We start from the raw sequence: 19,111 nt of genomic DNA on the forward strand, positions 1-19,111 counted from the left end.
CCCTCAACGCAACAGGTTGTGAGGATCGGCGCGGCATAATCCGAAGCTCGGCATAATGCGTCTTATGCCGACATCGGCATAATGCCCATTGGACAGGACATCCGTCCCGGTGCAATCGGGATCTGCGCAACAGGTTTGGAGATGCCGCCTACGCAATGGAAGAACTGGTGGCTGAGATCGGCTCTGCGTTCTTCTGCGCCCGGCTTGGTATCTCTTCATCCCCACGCGAGGATCATGCCCAATACTTGGGAAACTGGCTGTCAGTCCTGAAGGACGACAAGAAGGCCATTTTCACAGCCGCAGCCAAGGCGCAGGCAGCGATTGATTTCGTCCTGTAGTGCCTATTCGGCCCCTCTTTTTTGAGGGGCCTTTTTTGGATCCTGCCAATGCCATCGCAAGACCCATCGGTCATCTAAGGAGGCCACCAGCTTGCGTGCATCATCCGCCACTCAGCCTTCACTGCCCGTTGGGGATGCGATCAAGACATCCCCCGAACATCGCCTATCTCAAGCATGGCTTGGCCAACGTCTGAAACGTGATCCGGGACCACCTTTGCAAGCTTTTGGTTCCTCCGGTGACCCAATGACATACTGTCGGCCCTTCAGTGGCTTCTTAATGACCGACAATTTCGTTGACACGTTTTGATTGAACGCCGCAGGATCGTATCAATAGGTTTTGAAAAAGGAATGTTCTGATGAGATCTTATGAAGTTGCGCGATCGCTTTTTAGTTTCTTAGCATTCTGTGCCTGGTCAATCGTAGTCATTGGAGTTCTCGTTGCTCTTATTGGCGCAGGCGGCGGCTCACGATACGGGGGTGCGGGCGCTGGGTTGTTGGCAATGGTGCCTGGTCTTAGCATTGGAATAGCTGGTCTTCTCCTTGTGGCCTTTGTTCAGATTGGGCGGGCAACTGTTGATACTGCGGAATATTCTCAGCAGATGCTCAAAGTTTCGCGTGATCAGCTAGAAGTTTCCAAACAAAGCCTCAATCCAGGAAGTCAAAATTCCACTTCTTGGGCTACAGAAATGGATGAAGCTGACAAATCAAAAAGGCCTTCATTTGGGGAGCCGAGCGCCAGCGAGCCGCACAGGAGTGACAATGCTCCCACGACAGATGTCGGAACCCCACCAGCTAAGCTCGCAGCTTTGCCAAAGGATATAAACGGTTTCCTACCTCTAAACTCAGAGGGAACCTTGCTCGAATACAGAGGCAGGGAAATTAAATTTTCCAGTGGAAAATACGATCTTGCTGGGCAGAAATTTTCAAACGTCAACACGCTAAAGAAATATTTGAACAATCTCAAAGATCTAAGCTCGTGACCCCCATACAATACCCCCAACCTCTATGGGTATCGTCTATGGGTACCCAGCAATTAACATAGAGGTTCATCGATGAACAAAACCAGTTGTTTTGAAGCTGTGACTTTATCCGCTTTAGCGGATGTTATTGTTGTCGTCCCCATCGGGCACGCCAACAGCTTTCGAGATTGAAACGCCATGCGTGTTTCAATCTCTCACCAGACTGTTCAACAGGGTTTTATCTTTAAGAAAACCTTTCATGAGGTTCACCTGATGGTCGCCTTTACCCATGAAGAAAAACAGATCATCAAACAGCGCGGGCTGTTGAAAACCAAACTAATCGATCGCCGTCCTGCAGATGCTAAAAACGATGCGCGCGACGAGAAGTTCGAGTTGCGCGTTGAGCATCTGATGGACGGCAAAGCGGATACGTTTCTCTGCGCCACGCCCTCAAAATCAAAGATCTATGAAGAAGAACTTTTGGCCGTGCTGCAGCAAATGAAAATTTGGCTTACGGACAATGCCGAAACTGGCACCCGGACCGTGGTTGAATTCTGATGGCGCAGTTTTCTGACGACAGTGCTGGCGCAATGATTTTTGGGTCGATTGTTGTCACCGCCATTTTGGTATTAGCGCTGATCATCACACCGTTCCTTCTCATTGGCATTCCGGCCTATGTCTTCTACCGACTCCACAAAGAAAGCCCGCGACGTCTCGAACGGCTCGCCCGCGAAGAAACAGAATTCCTCTACAATCATGCACTGAACGGTCAGGTCCGTCTCAGCGATGCAGAAATTGATGCCGCTCTGTCGCACCATTGGCCGCCAGACACACCTGAGCCTCTTAAGATCCAATTGTTGGGTATCGGGAAGGCTTTGCTCAGTGCCGAAGGACTGAGCCCTGAAATCCCACCAATGCCTGCGCTCTGCAATACCGTTGAGGGTGCGCGGTATCGGGATATGCTGGCGCGGTCCGGGCAGGCCCGCAGCGACCGGGTGATGGTGTTGACCGCCTTGGATGTGATCTCGGACAGTCTGGGCACTATCGCACAAGCAGTTCCGCCCATTGAGGGCGACGTACTTGTCGATGTGACGCAGTTTGTGCATCCTTTAGGACAAGCTGTTCAAAACGTCATCGCGCCGTTCTTTGCAGATAATGACGGCTTTGTTGCACAAATCGGGTTGAGGTCGTACTTCCCCTAAAACCGGACGGATTTAGCCTACGGCCTCTGTCTTGGGGATGCCAAGCGCTGTGAAGCCGTTTAGGATCGCAGCACGGATTTGGATCTCCGCAACCTGCCGATCAAAGTCACGCGCTGAGAGGCGCTGACCCAGTAATTTCACACAATGCATCTTTGTCTCAACGCGGCTTCTGCGGTGATATCCGGTCACCTGTCGCCACAACGCGGAGCCTAGATACTTTGAGGCTCGCACTGCTTCGTTGCGCGCTCTGGCCCCGGGTGTGTCGTGCTTCCATAACTTGGCATTCTTGCGCGGCGGTATGACGGCGTGGGCATTTCGCGCGGCAATCGCATCGTAGCATTTGCGGGTGTCGTATGCCCCGTCGGCTGTGACGCTACCGAGTTCCTGATCAGCGGGGATCTGATTGAGCAGGTCAGGCAACATGGGCGCGTCCCCGATGCTGCTGTTAGTGACCTCGACGGCCCGTATTTCCAGCGTTTGTTCATCAATCCCAATATGTATCTTGCGCCACAACCGCCGTTTGGGTCCACCGTGCTTGCGTGCGTTCCATTCTCCTTCGCCCTCAGCCTTGATGCCTGTACTATCTATCAGCAGGTGCAGTGGTCCGGTTGAGCCCTTGTACGGGATGGCCACCGATAACGTCCTCTGACGGCGACATAAGGTACTGAAATCCGGCACTGACCAGTTCAGACCGGCAAGCTTGAGAAGGCTTTCTACAAATCCAGCCGTCTGCCTCAACGGCAAACCGAACAGCACTTTGAGGGTCAGGCAGGCTTGTATCGCCGCATCGCTGTAGGCTTGTTGGCGTCCCCGCCGCCCTGAAGGCACAGCCTCCCACGTCATCCCCGCGTCAAACCAGATCGAAAGCGATCCCCGCATCTTCAGTGAAAAATTGTACTCAGCCCAGTTCCGGGTCTTATACTTTGTAGGTATCCAGCTGCTCATAACCGCCAGCTATCACGCTGGATTCATACAGTGAATCCTCGTGACGCGATTTGTGCAACAAAGCCGATAATGACTACAACCACTTCAAACAATTGCGGCAACGGATTGACGCAAACCTCAGCCGGACGCACCGCACGCAGCCCATCTTCCCAAGCGATTATAAGGGTGACGATGTTGTGGACACCTACCTGGCAGGCACCCATCTGAAAGATCTGTTCCAGCTCCGGACCCCCTTTGAAATCCCTGAGAACAGTCGGTTCGAGCACATGCACATTGTGGCCGGGTCTGGCCACGGCAAAACCCAGACCCTGCAATATTTTCTGAACCGGGATCTCGAAGATGTCGCACGTGGCGACAAATCCGTAGTGGTGATCGATAGCCAGGGTGATCTGATCAATACGATCCTCAAAGCTAAAACGCTTTCACCAGAACAGATCGTGCTGATTGACCCCGAGGACATCGAGTTCCCAGTCAGCCTCAACCTGTTCTCTGTCGGCCAGGACCGGCTGGCCAGTTACAACGCGCTCGAACGCGAACGACTGACCAATTCGATCATTGAACTTTATGACTTTGTTCTGGGCTCGCTGCTGTCCGCTGGAATGACGGCAAAGCAATCCGTGGTCTTTCGTTATGTCACGCGCCTGATGTTCCACATTCCTAATGCAACGATCCACACGCTGCGTGAGCTGATGGAGCCCGGCGGCACAGAGACGTATCGCGATCAGATCGCCAAACTGGAAGGCACGCCGCGCCGATTTTTTGAAACCGAGTTTGACAGCAAAGAATTTACCAACACCAAAACCCAGGTACTCCGCCGCCTCTATGGCGTTCTAGAAAACCAAACCTTTGAGCGGATGTTCACCAATCCGCAGTCGAAGTTTGACATGTTCACTGAACTGAATGCTGGCAAGCTGATCCTGATCAACACATCAAAATCGCTACTGAAAGAACAAGGAACAGAAATCTTTGGTCGTTTCTTCATTGCCCTTATTACGCAGGCAGCCCAAGAGCGTGCGACATTGCCTGCCCAAGATAGGCTGCCCACTATGGTCTATATTGATGAGGCACAGGACTACTTTGACCAGAACATTGGAATTATCCTCAGTCAGGCGCGCAAATACCGGGTCGGCATGATCATGGCGCATCAGTATTTGGGCCAGCTGAGCAACGGCCTGCAGGAAGCATTTGAGGCTAACACGTCAATCAAGCTCGCAGGCGGTGTGTCTGCGCGGGACGCGCGTGCCCTGGCTGGACAATTGTCATGTGATGCCGATCTCATTCAGCGCCAACCAAAAGGCACATTCGCCACTTTCGTGCGCGGCTTGACCGATCGCGCCGTTCCAATCAGCTTTCCATTCTTTGTGATGGAAAAGCTGAAGCGCGCCACAAAAGAAGAGATAGATGCAATCCGGGAACACAGTCGCAGCGCCTATGCGGAACCATGGCAGAGCAAGGTTGAAGACAGTGGAACATCGGATGAGGCACCGCCGGAAGCGCCGGAAGAAAACAACACGGACGATCCCACGAATCCTTCATCAGAGCTGTAAGCCCACCTAATCTGGCGTCATGAGCCACACAGATTCACAGCCGCACAAAAAGCAAAGTGACGCTCTGGGGCGGGCAACATTCCATCACATCGCCCCCTTGGCCCATGTGCGCCCCACCGCGCGTGAAATCCGCTGGCTAAAGCATATTGAGCGTCACGGACCGCTAAGCTCTGCGTATTTACATGCTCTTTCTGAAGATACGCATCGCTGCAAGGATACGAGCCTGCGGCAATTACAGAAACTGCGGGCGGGTGGGTTTCTGATGCTACCGCGCCAACAGCGGTTCACTGAGCACGCCGACTTCAACCCCTACATCTATGATTTAACCAAACAGGCGCACACTCATCTGATTGATCTTGCTATAGCAGAGCCCACCATGCGGCCTACTGGGCATTGGGGACATGGGGCTGACGTTGCCAGCGTGACCAGTGCGGTCGATATTGCCGCAGCGACGGAGGGCGTACGATTCATCCCCGCCCATGAGATCTTAGCTATCAAACAAGCCTCCCTCGCCATTCCTATTGGTAACCACAAACTGATTCCAGACCAGCTCTTCGCACTGGATTACGGCGGTAGTTACCGCGCCGTAATGCTGGAAGTAGATCGCGGAACAGAACCCAAAACATCAAGTGCGGTGCGCAAGAGCTATGCCTCATCAATTGGGCTGTACCGACAGATGATTGAGCAGAACGTTCACCAGAAGCATTATGGCCTCAAAGCAACGACATTGCTCTTATGGGTGTTCTCACGGCGCAGCAACGAGCAGCGTTTCTTGGAAATGGTTCGTCTGATTGGTGGTCCGGCGAAAAATCTGATCTGCACGCAAGTGATGCCAAGCAGCAAGGCCGCTCACGCCGCTGGAGGGCCCTACTATAAGAATAACTGGGCCAGATGCCAAAGTGGTTCAGTCCTGTTGTCTCGGGCCGGTTTGAAAACCAGCTAAACCTGTTGGTGAAAAAGCGCGTGACCGAAGTGTGCACCTCCGGCCACCCATACTCCTACATGAGGAGTGTCGGTCAGGCCTCCTCGCGACCCTCCATCCGTGTTTGTAGCCAGTCCAGCACTTCATCTTCGACCCATCCCACTCTGTTCGGGCCCAGCTGTACCCGCTTGGGGAATAGGCCTGCCTTTTCCAGACGTGCGACATGTTGCGGCGAGTACAAAACCAACTCCTTCAGTTGGGGCTTTGAAAGTATCCTCATCACGATTTCTCCATCTCTGAAGAGCATCGCGATGCCCAAGGTTACGACAATACCTAGGCTTGCAAAGCCTAGCAGGCCGATGTGGTCTTGGCGAGTAGCCCGTTTTCTGCTCAGAACGGGTCTGTTAATCGAACCAAGCCAAAAGGCGGATCACAAATCAAAATTGTCAGGGAAAGTAAATTTTAGAGCCTATTGCGAGCCTAAGAATTTTGCTAGACTTGTAACTCTTTGTTTTAATGGTGCCCAGGGGCGGAATCGAACCACCGACACGAGGATTTTCAATCCACTGCTCTACCCCTGAGCTACCCGGGCACGGGATGGGTTTTATCCCTAGGATGTGGGCGTTTTAGGCGCGCGTTGGGGGACTGTCCAGACCCTTCTTACATTTCCCTCAAATCGCTTCTAAAACCTAAGAAGGGCGTGGCAAATCTGGATCGTCGGACGCCCTCTCAAGCGCGCCCACCAACTCATCCACATCATCAGGGTCTGTGGACGGAAACGCATAGCCACCACTTGGCCATTTCGCCAGATCAACATCCGCACAGCGCTTGGAACGAAACGGGCGAAAGTGCTGTGTGGATGGCTCCTGCATAGCAAGACATTTTTGATCAGATTTGTGTATTTGTCAGAAGCAGTCATGTGTTCCCGCTGCCCGGCAGTTGATTGCAAGGCAATCAATGAGAGGGGCCTGTTTGCGCGGTTTTGACCGCTGCCCCCCTCTCGGCAGATTGCTACGCAATCGCCTGACGGGCAACGGATGGGTTCCGCAGACCAAGTCCCTTACAGCTTAACGGGCTATACCGCCCGGGACTTTCGACGGGGTGTCCTGGTTTTGGCGGCAGACTTATGTTAACTTCGTCCCGGAGACAGGACAGTTTAGTTATTGACCCTATGCGGCCATTTTCCAAGTCATATCTTCAAATGCCTGCTGCGGTGTTTGGTAACCGATGCCGGAGTGGCGGCGCTGTCGGTTGTAGAAGACCTCGGTATATTCAAAGATTGCAGCCTTAGCTTGGGCGCGGGTTCTGAAGCCTTGGCGATGGACCAGCTCCTTTTTCAATGACGCAAAAAAGCTCTCCATCGGTGCATTGTCCAGACATTCGCCCCTGCGACTCATAGATTGTGTGAGCCCTGCTTTTTTGATCAGCTCGCGATAGTCCCCACCAGCGTACTGACTGCCGCGGTCCGAATGATGGATCAACCCAGGAACGGGCCCCCTGCGACCCAAGGCCATGTTGAGGGCATCGCAGCAAAGTTCAGCGCGCAGATGATCCTCCATCGCCCAGCCAACAATCTCACGCGTGGCCATGTCTTTCACGCCAGCCAGATAAAGCCAGCCTTCATCCGTGCCTATATAGGTGATGTCAGCAAGCCAAACGGTGTTGGGCGTCTGACTGTGGAACTTCTGCTCCAGCAGGTTTGGCCCCTCTCGGCAGATTGCTTCGCAATCGCCTGCCCATTGCCGGCAGCACATACGCAGTATGTGTGAGAGGGGGCAATGGAAGGCTTCAGTTTATGATTGCTGTCGGTCGTGATCGGCCTTTTACGCTTGCGCAGGAGAGGAGGTATCTTGTTTTCTTTCATTATTCTCGCCACACGCCGTTCAGAAACAACTTCACCACCCGCCAGTAGATCCCCCTCTCGGTGAATGTAGCATTCACCTGCCGGCAATGGGTGGATGCGTTTTGATCCATAGCACTTCTTGCTGGCTTTGAAGAAGATTTTGATCTTCGGCAGGACCTCCAGATCCCACTCCTCACGATCAGCTTGGCGCTGATCTCGGGCAGGCTGACTGGTCAGGAACCCGTAAAACCAGCGCCGCGATAACTCCAGAAGCCGACATAATGTAGAAACCGCATATTGCGCTTTTTGGGCAGTGATGAAAGATCATTTAGAGGAATGCAATTTCAGATACTGCGTGGTGATGTCGTCAGTCACATTTCCAGAGGTGGTTGAGAAATATCCGCGTGCCCAAAACCGCCTGCCCCAGTAGCGCTTGCGCAACTCAGGGAATTCCATCTGGATGCGGCGCGACGAGCGGCCCTTTATGCGTTGCATAACGTTGGACAGGGACAGTTTTAGTGGGATCGACAGGAACATGTGCACATGATCGCGTCCCAGCACACCTTTTGCGATACGGACCCCCATTTCGGCGCATGTTTGCATGATAATCTCACGTATCCGCTCTCGCATCGCACCCTGCAAAACCTTGTATCTATGTTTTGTGACCCACACGACATTTTGTGACCCACACGACGTGAAATCTGTGGTAAAATCACATGTGCGCGGATGAGGAATAACGCATGATCTTCTCTCCTGAATTTTGAAACCATACTGCTAATGTGGGTTTCAAAATTCAGGAGAGAAGATCAATCATAGATTCCCTGAAGCTGACCGGCTAGAAGCCGGTGGTTTCGATCCATTAGATGGAAAATGAAGGTCCTCAGTAGTGGCTATGCCTTGCACGAATTGGTTCTGATGCCATGATAATACTTGCAGCTATCAACGAGGCACGGGAAATGAATCTCAACCCAGCTTGGGAATACGTCGCTGATAATGTCATGGGCGGTGTGTCTAATGGCGGCATGCGGCAAGAGACGTATCAAAGTCGCAAGGCTGCTATCTTGTATGGGAACCTGTCGTTGGACAATAACGGGGGGTTTATCCAGATTGCTTCAGATCTGAACTCAGATGGAACCGCGTTCGATGCAAGCATGTGGACGGGTCTTGAATTGGACGTCAGCGGCAACAGCGATCGCTACGATATTCGCCTGCGCACGGACCAACTCACCAAGCCTTGGGAATCTTTTAGAACTGAGTTCACCGCAACGCCTGATTGGCAGACGCTTCGGATACCGTTTGGCACGTTCACATCGCACAAAACCGAAGCCATATTTGATCCTACTCAACTTCGGCGGATCGGTATTCTTGCGATTGGGCGAAAATTTCACGCTGAAGTGGCTGTTGCGGGCGTGCGATTGTATCGCATCTAATATCCTTGCCACGACGACGCGCTACACTTCACTTCAGTCGTTCAAGCTGTAAAAAACAACCATGTCAAAAAAGACCCTCAACAAAACCAACCTTGAAACACTGGGTGCCGAACAACTGGCTGCACTCCTGATGGAAGTCAGCATGGGCAGTGCTGATATAAAGCGCAGGCTGCGGTTGGAGTTAAGCCATAACCTTGGCCCAGTTGAGCTGGCTCAAGATGTGCGCAAACGGCTTACGACGCTGCGAAGGTCCACAAGTTTTGTCGGTTGGCGCAAGCGCAAGGCGTTGATCAAGGATCTTACTATTCAGGTGTCGATGATTGTCGAAAAAATCGCCCCCGAAGATCCAAACATCGCGTTTGATTTGCTCTGGCAGTTCATTGAAATCGCCCCGTCGGTGTATGGCCGCGTGGACGACAGCAAAGGCGATATCGGGGATGTGTTTCGCGCTGCAATTGATCGTTTCAACGAGATTACGCCACGCGTGCAACTAGACCCCAATACACTGGCGGACCGAGTTTGGACCGCCATTCAGGACAACGGCTACGGCGAATGGGACGGGATCATCCCCCTGATGGCACACGCCCTCGGGGCATCAGGTCTGGCGCGGTTGGTAGCAAATGTTGAAGCCTACGGCACATCCCCGATTGAGAACGATGGCGAAGATCACGAAGCAATACAGTTTTTGCGTCGCCTGCGTGGTGGTGACGATAACGTCGCCAAACGCAAAGCCCGTTTCGTCAAATGGTGCCTGCAGGAAATAGCGGCTGCCGCAGGTGACACAAGCGCCTATATCGCCCAGTATTCCAATGCTGACCTAACGCGCAAAGATATCGCGTCTGAAGTCGCCATGCTTTTCCTCAACGATGCAAAGGCCGAAGACGCGTTAGACCTATTGTTGAATGCGCAAGACGACGAACGTGATATCGGACAGGGCGCATGGGACTCTTCTTATATCGCCAGCCTGATCGCGCTTGGGCGAATTGAAGACGTGCAAGCGCACCGCTGGGCCTGCTTCATGGCAACCCTCAACCTCAACCATCTGCGCGATTACCTCAAGCTTCTGCCCGCCTTTGACGACGTCGAAGCCGAGGACACTGCAATGAAGCATGTCTTGGACTTTCCAGACTTTTCAACCGCGTTAAAGTTCTCCCTCAACTGGCCAGACCTACAGGCGGCAGCCGCATTGGTTAAAACACGTGCCGATGAGATCAAGGTCGATTTCTACCCTCTCTTAACATCTGCCGCCGAAGCGCTCCGATCACGACATCCGCTTGCTGCGGTCTTGCTGTGGCGATCAATGATCGACGATGCCCTGCAACACGATCGGGCTTTTCGTTACGGTCACGCAGCCGAACACCTTACAGATTGCACTGCGCTGGACGCAGAGTTGGTGGACTACGAAACATTCCCAACCCATGCGACCTACCTTCAGACCCTTCAAATTCATCATGACCAAAAATCATCATTCTGGGCTAAAACGAGTTAAGGCGGTGGAAAAGGGTCAGCGCGATTGGAGCCGCCAACATTATTTATTTATGCTTATTTCGCACGTTTTCTCTTGCTGTGCGGAAGCGCCCAACGACCTTTGCAATGAAAGGGAAGATTGGCAGGAAGCCGCGATATAAGATTTCCAGAATTGGCATCACGCCGCGGATTCTGGCGAAGCGAGCGGCCCACTGCCAACCGGGCAAGGAGTCCCAAAAATCCACAAATGCGCGCGCAGAGATTGTCCACATTCTGCGCTAAATGTTGAAGGGGTCTGTAACTCTGTGATCTTCCTTTCTTAAGCAGTGTGTGGCGTATAACGGCAAGACCTGCAGCACGGGTTGGGATGAAATTTGGCGTCTTGCAGCACCTTTTTTGGATTTGCGTTTAGCAATTTTAAACTTGGATGCTGTGGCACAAATTCTGGCGCACCAAATAGCCAGCCACATTGGCTTTTTGTATAGGAGAAAGAGTTAGACGCCCGCCAGACGCACCAAGACGATTGCTAATGTGCCGATATGGACCAACGTCAGCAAAACTGACGCACCATGCAGTATTTTAAACTGCCGCTTATGCCCTGCATCCGTTGCGGCATTGATCAATGGCATCAATATTTGGCGCGCAAAACGGTGGATATGGCTATAAATAGCAACGCAGCACCTGACGTTGGATCGCCTGAAAACGCTGCCAATGCGGCTACAGTCGCTGTCACAAAGACAAAGGTGTAGAAATGAGGAAAGGCTTTTCGGATCAGTGGACTGGCGGTCTCTACGGGTAGTGCAGGAAACAGGAACGCAACAAAACCGAATGCGTATAACTGTACGTCGTCACCAAACTGGGCTCTGCCCATTTTTTGACTGCGACCAGCGACCGCGCTGGACCTGGGACTGTGAACGCGTTGCGCCCAGCCACGACAGCAGTCCCTGCCCTTGTCTGTTGCAGCGATCAATCTCCTTAAATCGCTTCTCAATTTTGCAATGCGCAATGCGGATGAGCTTGTGTTTCCCAATCAAGTTGGAAATCGCCTTAGAAATTGGGGTCGGATCACGAAAGCCGTTCAACGAGAGGGTGCAACAAGCGATTGGCATCGGCACGATCACGCGGTCAAACAAGGCGTCAACGCAGTTGTTCTGAACAACTTCGAAATCCTATGCATGCGGGATATTTTTGAGCATTGACAGAGCTTTCACAATCTGTCCGACAATCGCATTGGTCCCCTGCACTAAAAGAACAACTTAGCGAATGAACGTTCTGTCTGACGTGGCGACAACCTATGATCGATTGCGGGGCTGCATTTGTTATTCATGTGCCGGAAGTAGAACGCAAAAAAAATGCCCAAGAATAACTTTACCCCGCGTCCGAACTCAAGTTCCGCTATCTTACGGCAAACCCAGCGCACGTTTTTTATCGGCTGCCCATTTCTTGATCGTGAGATCGAACGTGAGCGCCATCAAAGACGCAGACAGCTTAATTAGGCTTTGACTGCAATTCCAAGGCGGGCACGCTCGAAGCGTTGAGGTCAAAAGACAATATTTTTGATTGGCTTAATAAGGAAGGCCCTCAAAAAAAAGTGGGGTCGTCATTCGATGCGCCGCAAGAAACAGTAAAATTGGGCTCACATTGGCCTTCCGCAGCACAGCACAAACCCCTGATCCGTAGCAGCTTGGATGTCGGCTCTCGCCATTGTCGAACTGCCACTTAGCACCTGCAGCGAATTCACACTTACCGCCCAAACTGACAGCCCTCGGTTCCAGACCAAAACTGACTTTGGAGTATCGCCATTAGATGGAAAGTTAATAAGTTACCCCGCACAACACGACAGCTTTGTGACATCCTTCTCGAACGTCTGCGCAGCCAGTTTTAGTCCTTCTACTGTTGTGAGATACGGAAAAATCATCGCACCCGAGTCGTTGTAGGTCATACCCATTTTAAGCGCCATTGCCACCGTCTGAATGCTATCTGCGCCTTCTGGAGCGATGATATGCGCACCAAGGAGCTTCTTGCTCTGCTTGTCCGCAATCAGCTTGATTAGACCCCGTGTATCACGCGCCGCCAAGGCCCGTGGCACGTGCTCAAGACCCAGAACCGAAGTCACTACATCATGTCCAGCAGACTTGGCTTGGGCCTCGGTAAGACCAACACTCGCCACTTGCGGATCGGAAAAGACCACGGCAGGCATGATGCTGTTATCATAGACTAGTGTGTTTCCATTCATCGCGTTTTTAGCGGCAAGCTTTGCACCGTATGCCGCCATGTAGACGAACTGATCGGTTCCGGTCACATCCCCCGTCGCATAAACCCCGTCGCGCGTGCTTCGCATCTGCGGGTCGATTACAATTCCGCCGCGCGCATTCGTGTCGATACCGGCAATGTCGAGCGCCAATGAGCCAGTGTTTGGGACACGACCCGTGGCCAGCAAGAGTTTTTCAGCTTCTATCCTGACCGCTACGCCATTACGTGCTGCGTGAAGAATAACACCCTCGCCTGACGCCTCGAAACTGTCATAGGACAGGCCATCAAGGACTTTGATGCCTTCATTGGTGAAGGCTTTCGTCAGGGCATCACTGACTTCCGGCTCGGCTTCGGGCAGCAGTCCACGGCGCGTCACGATGGTAACTTTGACACCTGCCTGCGCGAATATCTGGGCGATTTCAACCCCGATATAGCCGCCGCCCATCACCATTAACGATTTTGGGAGCTTTTTTTGTTCAAGAGCAGAGGTGCTGTCCAGCCAACCAACTTCACTCAGTCCGGGGATATTGGGGATATGTGGCGACGATCCTGTTGCAATGATGATTTTAGGGGCACGTATGGTGCGGTCACCAACATGCAGTGAACCATCTTTCACAAAACTTGCCTGGCCTTCAATGTAGGACACGCCCTCATAGTTTGGCAAAACATCAACGTATTTTGCTGCGCGTAGATCATCCACCAAGGCTCGCTTTTGGGCGACCAACGCCACCCAGTCGGTCACTTGTGCGGTGGCTTCCACTCCATCAAATCGGGCCGCACCCTTGGCTGAGTGCAGCGTTCCCACTGCACGGATCATCACTTTGGATGGGACACATCCGACATTGACGCAAGTGCCGCCAATGGTTCCATATCCAATAAGCGCAACCCGTGCTCCGTCTTCGGCAGCGGTAATTGCTGCGGAAAACCCAGCAGAGCCGGCACCAATAACAGCAAGGTCAAAAGTATCGGCATCCACCAAGTCTGGCGTTTGTAAATCAAGCATAATGTTTGGTCTTTCGGTATCAAGGTTTCCGCGCACAGAGGATGACTGCGTAGATCGTGATCAGCACAAACACGGCAAGGGCGGACAATAGAACGTAGTCGAAGTAACTGACGACATCTGACAATCCGGCAAAGCCGAACAGAAGAGGCATAAAGCAACACAGCGCTGTAATAACCGTGCCAACAATTCCTGTTTTAAGAAGTTTGTCGTTCACTTTTTTGGTCCTCTTTGAAGAGTTGGTTATGTCTGCGCACCCGAATGAAATTTCGCGTCGCTAAAATTAAGATGCTGCCAAGCGTCACCATGAGGGTGATGATCAGCAGATTGGCACCCAGCAGAAACCCAGCCGATCCAAAAAGAGAGGTTCCGATCAAAGTGGCCCTTCCTGCACAGCAGATCGCGACGACAGGTGCGGCGACGATGAAGGCAAGTAAACCTCCTGTTGAGTTATCTTTCGTTTGCAGTTCAGGAATTACTATCGTCGGACACAAGCTCAGCTTCATAACCGGCAGACGTAGAGGCGAACGCAATACCGTCTGCACTGGTAATGGCATCATCAAAGACAACCAGCGCCGTTCGGGTGTCGGCATCAGCGGTCACTGTTACAACCCCATCGACGCCGCCCATTGCTGCCTCAACGATAAAGGGGCAGCTTGCGCAGGTCATGCCGGGAACTGAGAATGTCACTGTGTGCTCTGCAGCAAAGACTGGCGTGGCGGCCATGAAGCCAATCAGGGCCAAAACGGAAGTATGGAGTTTCATAATATGTCCTTTCACAGACCAAGAAGAATCGAGGCGGCGACCGGCGCTATCCAGTTCCAGAACAACGCGATCACGATTAAAAGTGTTGATGCCCAAAGCGCGGATTTGACCAGGCGGTTGGGAAGTGGCCGCGCACAAGTGTCGCCCACGGCGCAGACCTTGGGCTTGCGATAAACCATCCAATAGCCATAGCCGAGAAACCCCAACGTAATCACAATGAAGATTGGCTTTTAGGGTTCGAGGGCCGTCAGATTGCCGATCCATACACCGGATACACCCAAGCTAAATAAGATCAACGGAACGATGCAGCACGTTGAAGCTGCAAGAGCGCCAAGGATGCCCCCCGCTGCAATTATGCGCGTCTTTCGGCTGTCAGGGTCGCTCTGGTTTATGTCAACGTCTATGGCGTCAGTCATGCAAGCACTCGCAATTTAAGTTTCTGGATGTAAGATGCGGCCTGTAGCCACTACAGAAGCAAGAGGTTTTTTCGATGTCTGAGTTCACGAACGCGCGAGGGTATCCGATTGGCGAAATGTCCAAGCATACCGGTGTGAATATCGAAACAATCCGCTACTACGAGCGCATTAAAATCATGCCGCAGCCGGATCGCACTGCGGGCGGCAACCGCCAGTATAATCACGACCAGCTTAAACGGCTGTCATTCATCAAGACATCCCGAGAACTTGGGTTCAGCATTAAAGAAATCCGGGCATTGCTTGAAATGGTGGACCGGCAAGACTTTACATGTGGTGAGGTGTATGAATTGACCATTGGGCACTTGGCTTCTGTGCGTGAAAAGATCAAAGGTCTGCGCAATTTGGAAAAAGCCCTTGTCGGCATGGCGTCAGAGTGCGGCCAAGGTGACGTGCCTGATTGCCCAATTCTAGAAACGCTATTCGAAGCTCGATGAACTTAGGGTTTTACACCGTGAGGCAGTGAGACTTAGCGGACATTGGATATTCTAACACTGCAAATTCACCCACCCCTCCCTCAACGAACCACCGGCAAATCTGCAAGCCGCGTTGTATATCTTGGGCTTCGGTGATCGGACCGCAGCTGCCAAGGTCGCTTCATCCCTTCACTCGCAACGACCAACGTTTCTTCCCAAACCGCTTATTGACTCGATCAAGTGCACTCATGAGAGCAGCAGATTTCGGCTTCTCAACGTCAAAAAGGGTCAGGGGCCGATCCTCGAAGCGAATAAGATCAGCAAGCATTATCCCGGCTTTTGTAAAGCCATACGTCTGTCCCTGCCCCTTCGGCCATGCCGCTTGCGCGCCCCGACGCGCCGCTTCGACCAGATCGAACGTATCTGATGACATCGTTGTGATGCGCGTTGAGCGTGAACCGGAGTATTGCGGTCGGTCCAACCTGTGCCGGTTTGTGTGGAAGAACACCGTCAGCGTCCCAGCCACCAAGCCATGTTGGCGTAGCTTTTCGGCTGCGCGGGTCGCATGTGCAGTCACCGCCTGAAACAGCGGTCTGGCATACTGTCCTTTGCAGCAAGATAATCGCCAGAACATGAACCCTGAACTTCGTCCCTGTTCCCGGACATTGGGGTACTTTACCCCTGTCCGTGAAAGGGGCACCAGATGGGACAACAGCGGCGGAAGTACACAGACGATTATAAGGCCGGGGCAGTTGAGTGACTGTACGCGCCTGGGGCGACGCAAGGCTGCGTTGCCAAGGAGCTCGGGATTACTGGTCCACAGCTGAAGACGTGGCGGCTTGAGATCGAGGCATTTGGCTCAGTTGAAGCCAAACTGCGTCAGCAAGCCGATGCGGCTGAATTGGTCCGCCTTCGCAAAGACAACAAGCGGCTTGCTCAGGACGTGGAGATTTTGCACAAAGCATCCGCTTTTTTCGCAACGCGGGCGGTGAACCCATGACAAGCAAGCGCACTTTCATCACTGCCCATAAAGCGCAATATGCGGTTTCAATATTATGCCGTCTCCTGGAGATATCCCGGGGCTGGTTCTACGGATTTCCAGCCAGTCAGCCTGCACGCGATCAACGTCAAGTTAATCGTGAGGCCCGAGATCAGGAGTTGCTTCCCAAGATTAAAACCTTCTTCAAGGTCAGTAAGAAATGCTATGGATCAAAGCGTATTCACCAAGACTTGCTGGTGGATAGTGAGGTCGTCTCTGAACGTCGTGTTGCCAGAATAATGAAGGAAAACAAGGTGTCTTCGCTTCTTCGCAAGCGTAGAAAGCCAATCACGACGGACAGCGATCATGAGCTGAAGCCTTCCATTGCCCCCTCTCACACATACTGCGTATGTGCTGCCGGCAATGGGCAGGCGATTGCGAAGCAATCTGCCGAGAGGGGCCAAACTTGCTGGAACAGAAGTTCCACAGCCAGACGCCTAATACCGTTTGCCCTCTCAGCGATGCAGAGCATCGCCTGCCGGGTAATAGGTGGCCGACATCACCTATATCGACACCCCCTCTCGGGATCATGCTTCGCATAACCCTGCCGGGCAAGGGACGAGGGCTGGCTTTATCTGGCTGGCGTGAAGGACATGGCCACGCATGAGATCGTCGGCTGGGCAATGGAAGATCACATGCGTGCCGAGCTTTGCTGTGCCGCCCTCGAGATGGCTCTGGGACGCAGAGGCCCTGTTCCAGAGTTAATACACCACTCCCCCCCCCCTCTCGGGATCATGCTTCGCATAACCCTGCCGGGCAGTGGATAGGGGCCGCCAATATGCTGCTGGGGACTATCGCAAGTTGATCAAAAAGGCGAAGCTTACCCAATCCATGAGCCGCAAGGGCGAGTGCCTCGACAATGCGGCTCATGGAGAGTTTCTTTGCCTCACTGAAAAAGGAACTGGTGCACCATCAGCGCTTCAAAACACGCGCCCAGGCCAAGGCTGTAATCTTTGAATACATCGAGGTCTTCTATAACCGCCAGCGTCGCCATTCCGGCGTCGGATATCAAACGCCGCAACAGGCCTTCAATAATATGACTTGGGAAATGGCCGCATAGGGTCAATAAATAAGCCGCATAGGGTCAATAACTAAACTGTACGGTTTCAGGGACGAAGTTTACAACAGGCCATTCTTCTTTCCAGGTGTCCCCTCTCATCGAAACTACGTTTCGGCTGCCGGGCAATGGATAAAGGCAAACCTCATCCGCCGCCCTCTCGGGATCATGCTGCGCATAACCCTGCCGGTCAGTGGATTACCGCCTTTTTTAGCACTTCCCTCTCCTCGCGCAGAAGGCGGACTTCTTTGCGAAGGCGCGTGTTCTCCTTTTCCACGTCTTCATGCGGTCATCGCCATTGTCACTCGGACCAATGGCGTTCCAATAGCGATCATCAAGTCATGATGTTGATGCTGATGGAACCACTTGTTAGCTGTCACATCCCGTGAGGTAGTAGGGGCTTTTCTTAAACAACTCTGGTTTGAGTTTGTGCCAGTCTTTCATGGCCTGCAAGGGCGTTTTGCTCTGCAGAACAGACTGTGGGAGTTGTTGATTATAGAGCAAGACATAACGGTGCATCGTCGCATTAAGGTCTTCCCCTGATCGGAAGTGATGGCTTTGAAGGACATCCTCTATACGCCCGTTGAACCGCTCAACCATGCCGTTGGTTTGAGGCGATTGTGGTGGTGTCAAACGGTGCTCGATGCCGAGTTCGGTGCACAGATTGTCAAACTCATGTTTGCCGGTCGCGGCACGCTTGCGCAGGCCAAAGAGGCGGTCAGTGAACTCCTTCCCATTATCCATTGCCCGGCAGGGTATTGCGCAGCAATATCCCGAGAGGGGGTAAGAATGGTGCGAATGTGCAGCGGACAAGCGCGCTCAAGGTCACGTAGGAAACGTCGGGCATTGGCGGCAGTTTTGTTGCTATAGATACCAATGAACACCCACCGCGTGGCGCGATCGATGGCGACAAACAAGTAGCGGCGTGATGTCTCATCGGCCATTTGCGGCAGATATTTAACGTCAATGTGGATGTATCCGGGCTCATAAGCCTTGAAGGCGCTGTGCTTTGGCTTCGCCTCTTTGACCTTCAGGTCGCGCAGATTACCCACCCCATGACGACGCAAGCATCGATCCAAGCCCGAGCGTGAAACGTTCGGATTCAGAAACTCCCGGACCACTGCAAGTAAGTCATCAAGTGACACCAAAAGCGTCTTACGCAACGCCACCGCAACAACCTCCTGCGCTGGCGTGAGCGTCGTTTGCAAGCGATGTGGCGTGTGACTGCGGTCTTCGACACCGTCGCGGTGTCGCCACTTCAAAACGGTCTGCTCAGAGATGCCGTAGCGTTCACCCACCATCCAGGCCGGATCGTCGCTGGCTTGAATGGCGGCTCTAATCTTTGGTGTCGTCGTCGCTTGGCTATGCAGTCGAACAAGCATTTCGCTTCTCCTTCCGAATGTCCTCTAAGACCAACCTTGCCATGAAAAAGGCCGAACGCCGAGGGTCAATGTG

At 52.8% G+C, this 19,111-nt stretch carries 26 protein-coding genes, 1 tRNA gene and 4 pseudogenes; 12 read left to right on the top strand and 19 right to left on the bottom strand.

Annotated features, from left to right (window positions below):
• Nucleotides 1-92: 92 nt before the first annotated feature.
• The 4 genes and pseudogenes from OAN307_RS16035 to OAN307_RS16050 all read left to right on the top strand — a co-directional run.
• A pseudogene (locus OAN307_RS16035) lies at nt 93-338 on the top strand (zincin-like metallopeptidase domain-containing protein); the annotation flags it as partial.
• Between the two features lie 356 nt (nt 339-694).
• A complete protein-coding gene (locus OAN307_RS16040; RefSeq protein WP_015500676.1) occupies nt 695-1,318 on the top strand; it encodes a hypothetical protein in 624 nt (207 codons plus the stop codon).
• Between the two features lie 252 nt (nt 1,319-1,570).
• Nucleotides 1,571-1,855, top strand: a complete 285-nt coding sequence (locus OAN307_RS16045; protein ID WP_245540866.1) for a hypothetical protein — start codon at nt 1,571-1,573, stop codon at nt 1,853-1,855.
• A complete protein-coding gene (locus OAN307_RS16050) occupies nt 1,855-2,499 on the top strand; it encodes a hypothetical protein (protein WP_015500678.1) in 645 nt (214 codons plus the stop codon). Before OAN307_RS16045 ends, OAN307_RS16050 begins: the two co-directional genes overlap by 1 nt.
• A 12-nt stretch (nt 2,500-2,511) precedes the next feature.
• On the opposite strand, the gene OAN307_RS16055 is transcribed toward OAN307_RS16050, so the two are convergent.
• Together OAN307_RS16055 and OAN307_RS29050 are read right to left on the bottom strand one after the other, a co-directional pair.
• Complete coding sequence (locus OAN307_RS16055) at nt 2,512-3,444, bottom strand: IS5-like element ISOan4 family transposase (protein WP_015500679.1); 933 nt, start codon at nt 3,442-3,444, stop codon at nt 2,512-2,514.
• 23 nt (nt 3,445-3,467) lie between these two features.
• A complete protein-coding gene (locus OAN307_RS29050; protein ID WP_187292478.1) occupies nt 3,468-3,758 on the bottom strand; it encodes a protein-tyrosine phosphatase family protein in 291 nt (96 codons plus the stop codon).
• On the opposite strand from OAN307_RS29050, the gene OAN307_RS16060 reads away from it, so the two are divergent.
• Both OAN307_RS16060 and OAN307_RS16065 read left to right on the top strand, forming a co-directional pair.
• Nucleotides 3,711-4,991, top strand: a complete 1,281-nt coding sequence (locus tag OAN307_RS16060; RefSeq protein WP_333783217.1) for a type IV secretory system conjugative DNA transfer family protein — start codon at nt 3,711-3,713, stop codon at nt 4,989-4,991. The genes OAN307_RS29050 and OAN307_RS16060 overlap by 48 nt on opposite strands.
• Nucleotides 4,992-5,010: 19 nt before the next feature.
• Nucleotides 5,011-5,934: a replication-relaxation family protein gene (locus tag OAN307_RS16065; protein ID WP_015500681.1), complete on the top strand. Its 924-nt coding sequence runs from the start codon at nt 5,011-5,013 to the stop codon at nt 5,932-5,934.
• A 73-nt stretch (nt 5,935-6,007) separates the two neighbouring features.
• Here the strand turns inward: OAN307_RS16065 and OAN307_RS16070 are convergent, their stop codons facing one another.
• The 6 genes and pseudogenes from OAN307_RS16070 to tnpA form a co-directional block, all read right to left on the bottom strand.
• Nucleotides 6,008-6,193 carry a helix-turn-helix transcriptional regulator gene (locus OAN307_RS16070; RefSeq protein WP_015500682.1) on the bottom strand — a complete coding sequence of 62 codons (186 nt, stop codon included), beginning with the start codon at nt 6,191-6,193 and terminating at the stop codon, nt 6,008-6,010.
• 237 nt (nt 6,194-6,430) lie between these two features.
• Nucleotides 6,431-6,505: transfer RNA gene (locus OAN307_RS16075), tRNA-Phe, on the bottom strand.
• A gap of 97 nt (nt 6,506-6,602) precedes the next feature.
• On the bottom strand, nt 6,603-6,785 hold the full coding sequence (gene yacG / locus OAN307_RS16080; RefSeq protein ID WP_015500683.1) for a DNA gyrase inhibitor YacG: 183 nt from the start codon (nt 6,783-6,785) through the stop codon (nt 6,603-6,605).
• Nucleotides 6,786-7,082: 297 nt separating this feature from the next.
• Nucleotides 7,083-7,613 (bottom strand): annotated as a pseudogene (locus tag OAN307_RS25400) (IS3 family transposase); the annotation flags it as partial.
• On the bottom strand, nt 7,544-8,074 hold the full coding sequence (locus OAN307_RS31370) for an IS3 family transposase (protein ID WP_408634946.1): 531 nt from the start codon (nt 8,072-8,074) through the stop codon (nt 7,544-7,546). The gene OAN307_RS31370 and the pseudogene OAN307_RS25400, both read right to left, overlap by 70 nt.
• Before the next feature lie 6 nt (nt 8,075-8,080).
• A complete protein-coding gene (gene tnpA, locus OAN307_RS16090) occupies nt 8,081-8,428 on the bottom strand; it encodes an IS200/IS605 family transposase (RefSeq protein ID WP_015500684.1) in 348 nt (115 codons plus the stop codon).
• 284 nt (nt 8,429-8,712) lie between these two features.
• On the opposite strand from tnpA, the gene OAN307_RS16095 reads away from it, so the two are divergent.
• Together OAN307_RS16095 and OAN307_RS16100 are read left to right on the top strand one after the other, a co-directional pair.
• Complete coding sequence (locus tag OAN307_RS16095) at nt 8,713-9,186, top strand: CIA30 family protein (protein WP_015500685.1); 474 nt, start codon at nt 8,713-8,715, stop codon at nt 9,184-9,186.
• A gap of 61 nt (nt 9,187-9,247) precedes the next feature.
• Nucleotides 9,248-10,675: a DUF6880 family protein gene (locus tag OAN307_RS16100; protein WP_015500686.1), complete on the top strand. Its 1,428-nt coding sequence runs from the start codon at nt 9,248-9,250 to the stop codon at nt 10,673-10,675.
• A gap of 472 nt (nt 10,676-11,147) precedes the next feature.
• Here OAN307_RS16100 and OAN307_RS30770 read toward each other — a convergent pair whose 3' ends face one another.
• Both OAN307_RS30770 and OAN307_RS30220 read right to left on the bottom strand, forming a co-directional pair.
• Nucleotides 11,148-11,282: a hypothetical protein gene (locus tag OAN307_RS30770; RefSeq protein WP_275450614.1), complete on the bottom strand. Its 135-nt coding sequence runs from the start codon at nt 11,280-11,282 to the stop codon at nt 11,148-11,150.
• Nucleotides 11,282-11,524 (bottom strand): hypothetical protein, encoded by a 243-nt coding sequence (locus tag OAN307_RS30220; RefSeq protein ID WP_245540867.1) that lies wholly within the window; start codon nt 11,522-11,524, stop codon nt 11,282-11,284. The genes OAN307_RS30770 and OAN307_RS30220 overlap by 1 nt, the downstream gene beginning before the upstream one ends.
• Nucleotides 11,525-11,664: 140 nt before the next feature.
• On the opposite strand from OAN307_RS30220, the gene OAN307_RS29055 reads away from it, so the two are divergent.
• Nucleotides 11,665-11,808 (top strand): hypothetical protein, encoded by a 144-nt coding sequence (locus tag OAN307_RS29055; protein WP_187292480.1) that lies wholly within the window; start codon nt 11,665-11,667, stop codon nt 11,806-11,808.
• A gap of 667 nt (nt 11,809-12,475) precedes the next feature.
• Here the strand turns inward: OAN307_RS29055 and merA are convergent.
• The 6 genes from merA to OAN307_RS30230 are packed head-to-tail and all read right to left on the bottom strand — an operon-like array spanning nt 12,476 to nt 15,087.
• Nucleotides 12,476-13,909 carry a mercury(II) reductase gene (merA, locus tag OAN307_RS16120; protein ID WP_015500689.1) on the bottom strand — a complete coding sequence of 478 codons (1,434 nt, stop codon included), beginning with the start codon at nt 13,907-13,909 and terminating at the stop codon, nt 12,476-12,478.
• Nucleotides 13,910-13,928: 19 nt separating this feature from the next.
• Nucleotides 13,929-14,123, bottom strand: a complete 195-nt coding sequence (merF, locus tag OAN307_RS28185) for a mercury resistance system transport protein MerF (protein WP_015500690.1) — start codon at nt 14,121-14,123, stop codon at nt 13,929-13,931.
• Nucleotides 14,104-14,412, bottom strand: a complete 309-nt coding sequence (locus OAN307_RS28190) for a hypothetical protein (protein ID WP_015500691.1) — start codon at nt 14,410-14,412, stop codon at nt 14,104-14,106. The genes merF and OAN307_RS28190 overlap by 20 nt, the downstream gene beginning before the upstream one ends.
• A complete protein-coding gene (locus OAN307_RS16130; RefSeq protein ID WP_015500692.1) occupies nt 14,375-14,671 on the bottom strand; it encodes a cation transporter in 297 nt (98 codons plus the stop codon). The genes OAN307_RS28190 and OAN307_RS16130 overlap by 38 nt, the downstream gene beginning before the upstream one ends.
• A gap of 11 nt (nt 14,672-14,682) precedes the next feature.
• Nucleotides 14,683-14,877, bottom strand: a complete 195-nt coding sequence (locus tag OAN307_RS30225) for a hypothetical protein (protein WP_245540868.1) — start codon at nt 14,875-14,877, stop codon at nt 14,683-14,685.
• Nucleotides 14,878-14,901: 24 nt separating this feature from the next.
• Nucleotides 14,902-15,087 carry a mercuric transporter MerT family protein gene (locus OAN307_RS30230; RefSeq protein ID WP_245540869.1) on the bottom strand — a complete coding sequence of 62 codons (186 nt, stop codon included), beginning with the start codon at nt 15,085-15,087 and terminating at the stop codon, nt 14,902-14,904.
• Nucleotides 15,088-15,161: 74 nt separating this feature from the next.
• Between OAN307_RS30230 and OAN307_RS16140 the strand changes: the two genes are divergently transcribed.
• Nucleotides 15,162-15,581 (top strand): MerR family transcriptional regulator, encoded by a 420-nt coding sequence (locus tag OAN307_RS16140; RefSeq protein ID WP_015500693.1) that lies wholly within the window; start codon nt 15,162-15,164, stop codon nt 15,579-15,581.
• A gap of 80 nt (nt 15,582-15,661) precedes the next feature.
• Here the strand turns inward: OAN307_RS16140 and OAN307_RS31375 are convergent, their stop codons facing one another.
• Both OAN307_RS31375 and OAN307_RS16145 read right to left on the bottom strand, forming a co-directional pair.
• Entirely contained in the window at nt 15,662-15,745 is an 84-nt protein-coding gene (locus OAN307_RS31375; protein WP_408634947.1) for a DUF4113 domain-containing protein, read from the bottom strand.
• Nucleotides 15,742-16,137, bottom strand: coding sequence for a DinB/UmuC family translesion DNA polymerase (locus OAN307_RS16145; RefSeq protein ID WP_245540870.1), 396 nt, complete (start codon nt 16,135-16,137; stop codon nt 15,742-15,744). Before OAN307_RS16145 ends, OAN307_RS31375 begins: the two co-directional genes overlap by 4 nt.
• Nucleotides 16,138-16,556: 419 nt before the next feature.
• On the opposite strand from OAN307_RS16145, the gene OAN307_RS31380 reads away from it, so the two are divergent.
• Entirely contained in the window at nt 16,557-17,141 is a 585-nt protein-coding gene (locus tag OAN307_RS31380) for an IS3 family transposase (protein WP_015500696.1), read from the top strand.
• Between the two features lie 18 nt (nt 17,142-17,159).
• Nucleotides 17,160-17,659, top strand: a pseudogene (locus OAN307_RS30235) (IS3 family transposase); the annotation flags it as partial.
• Nucleotides 17,660-18,025: 366 nt separating this feature from the next.
• Here the strand turns inward: OAN307_RS30235 and OAN307_RS16165 are convergent.
• Nucleotides 18,026-19,038 (bottom strand): annotated as a pseudogene (locus OAN307_RS16165) (IS481 family transposase).
• Nucleotides 19,039-19,111: the final 73 nt, after the last annotated feature.

The organism is Octadecabacter antarcticus 307, from assembly GCF_000155675.2.
Classification (GTDB): Bacteria; Pseudomonadota; Alphaproteobacteria; order Rhodobacterales; family Rhodobacteraceae; genus Octadecabacter; species Octadecabacter antarcticus.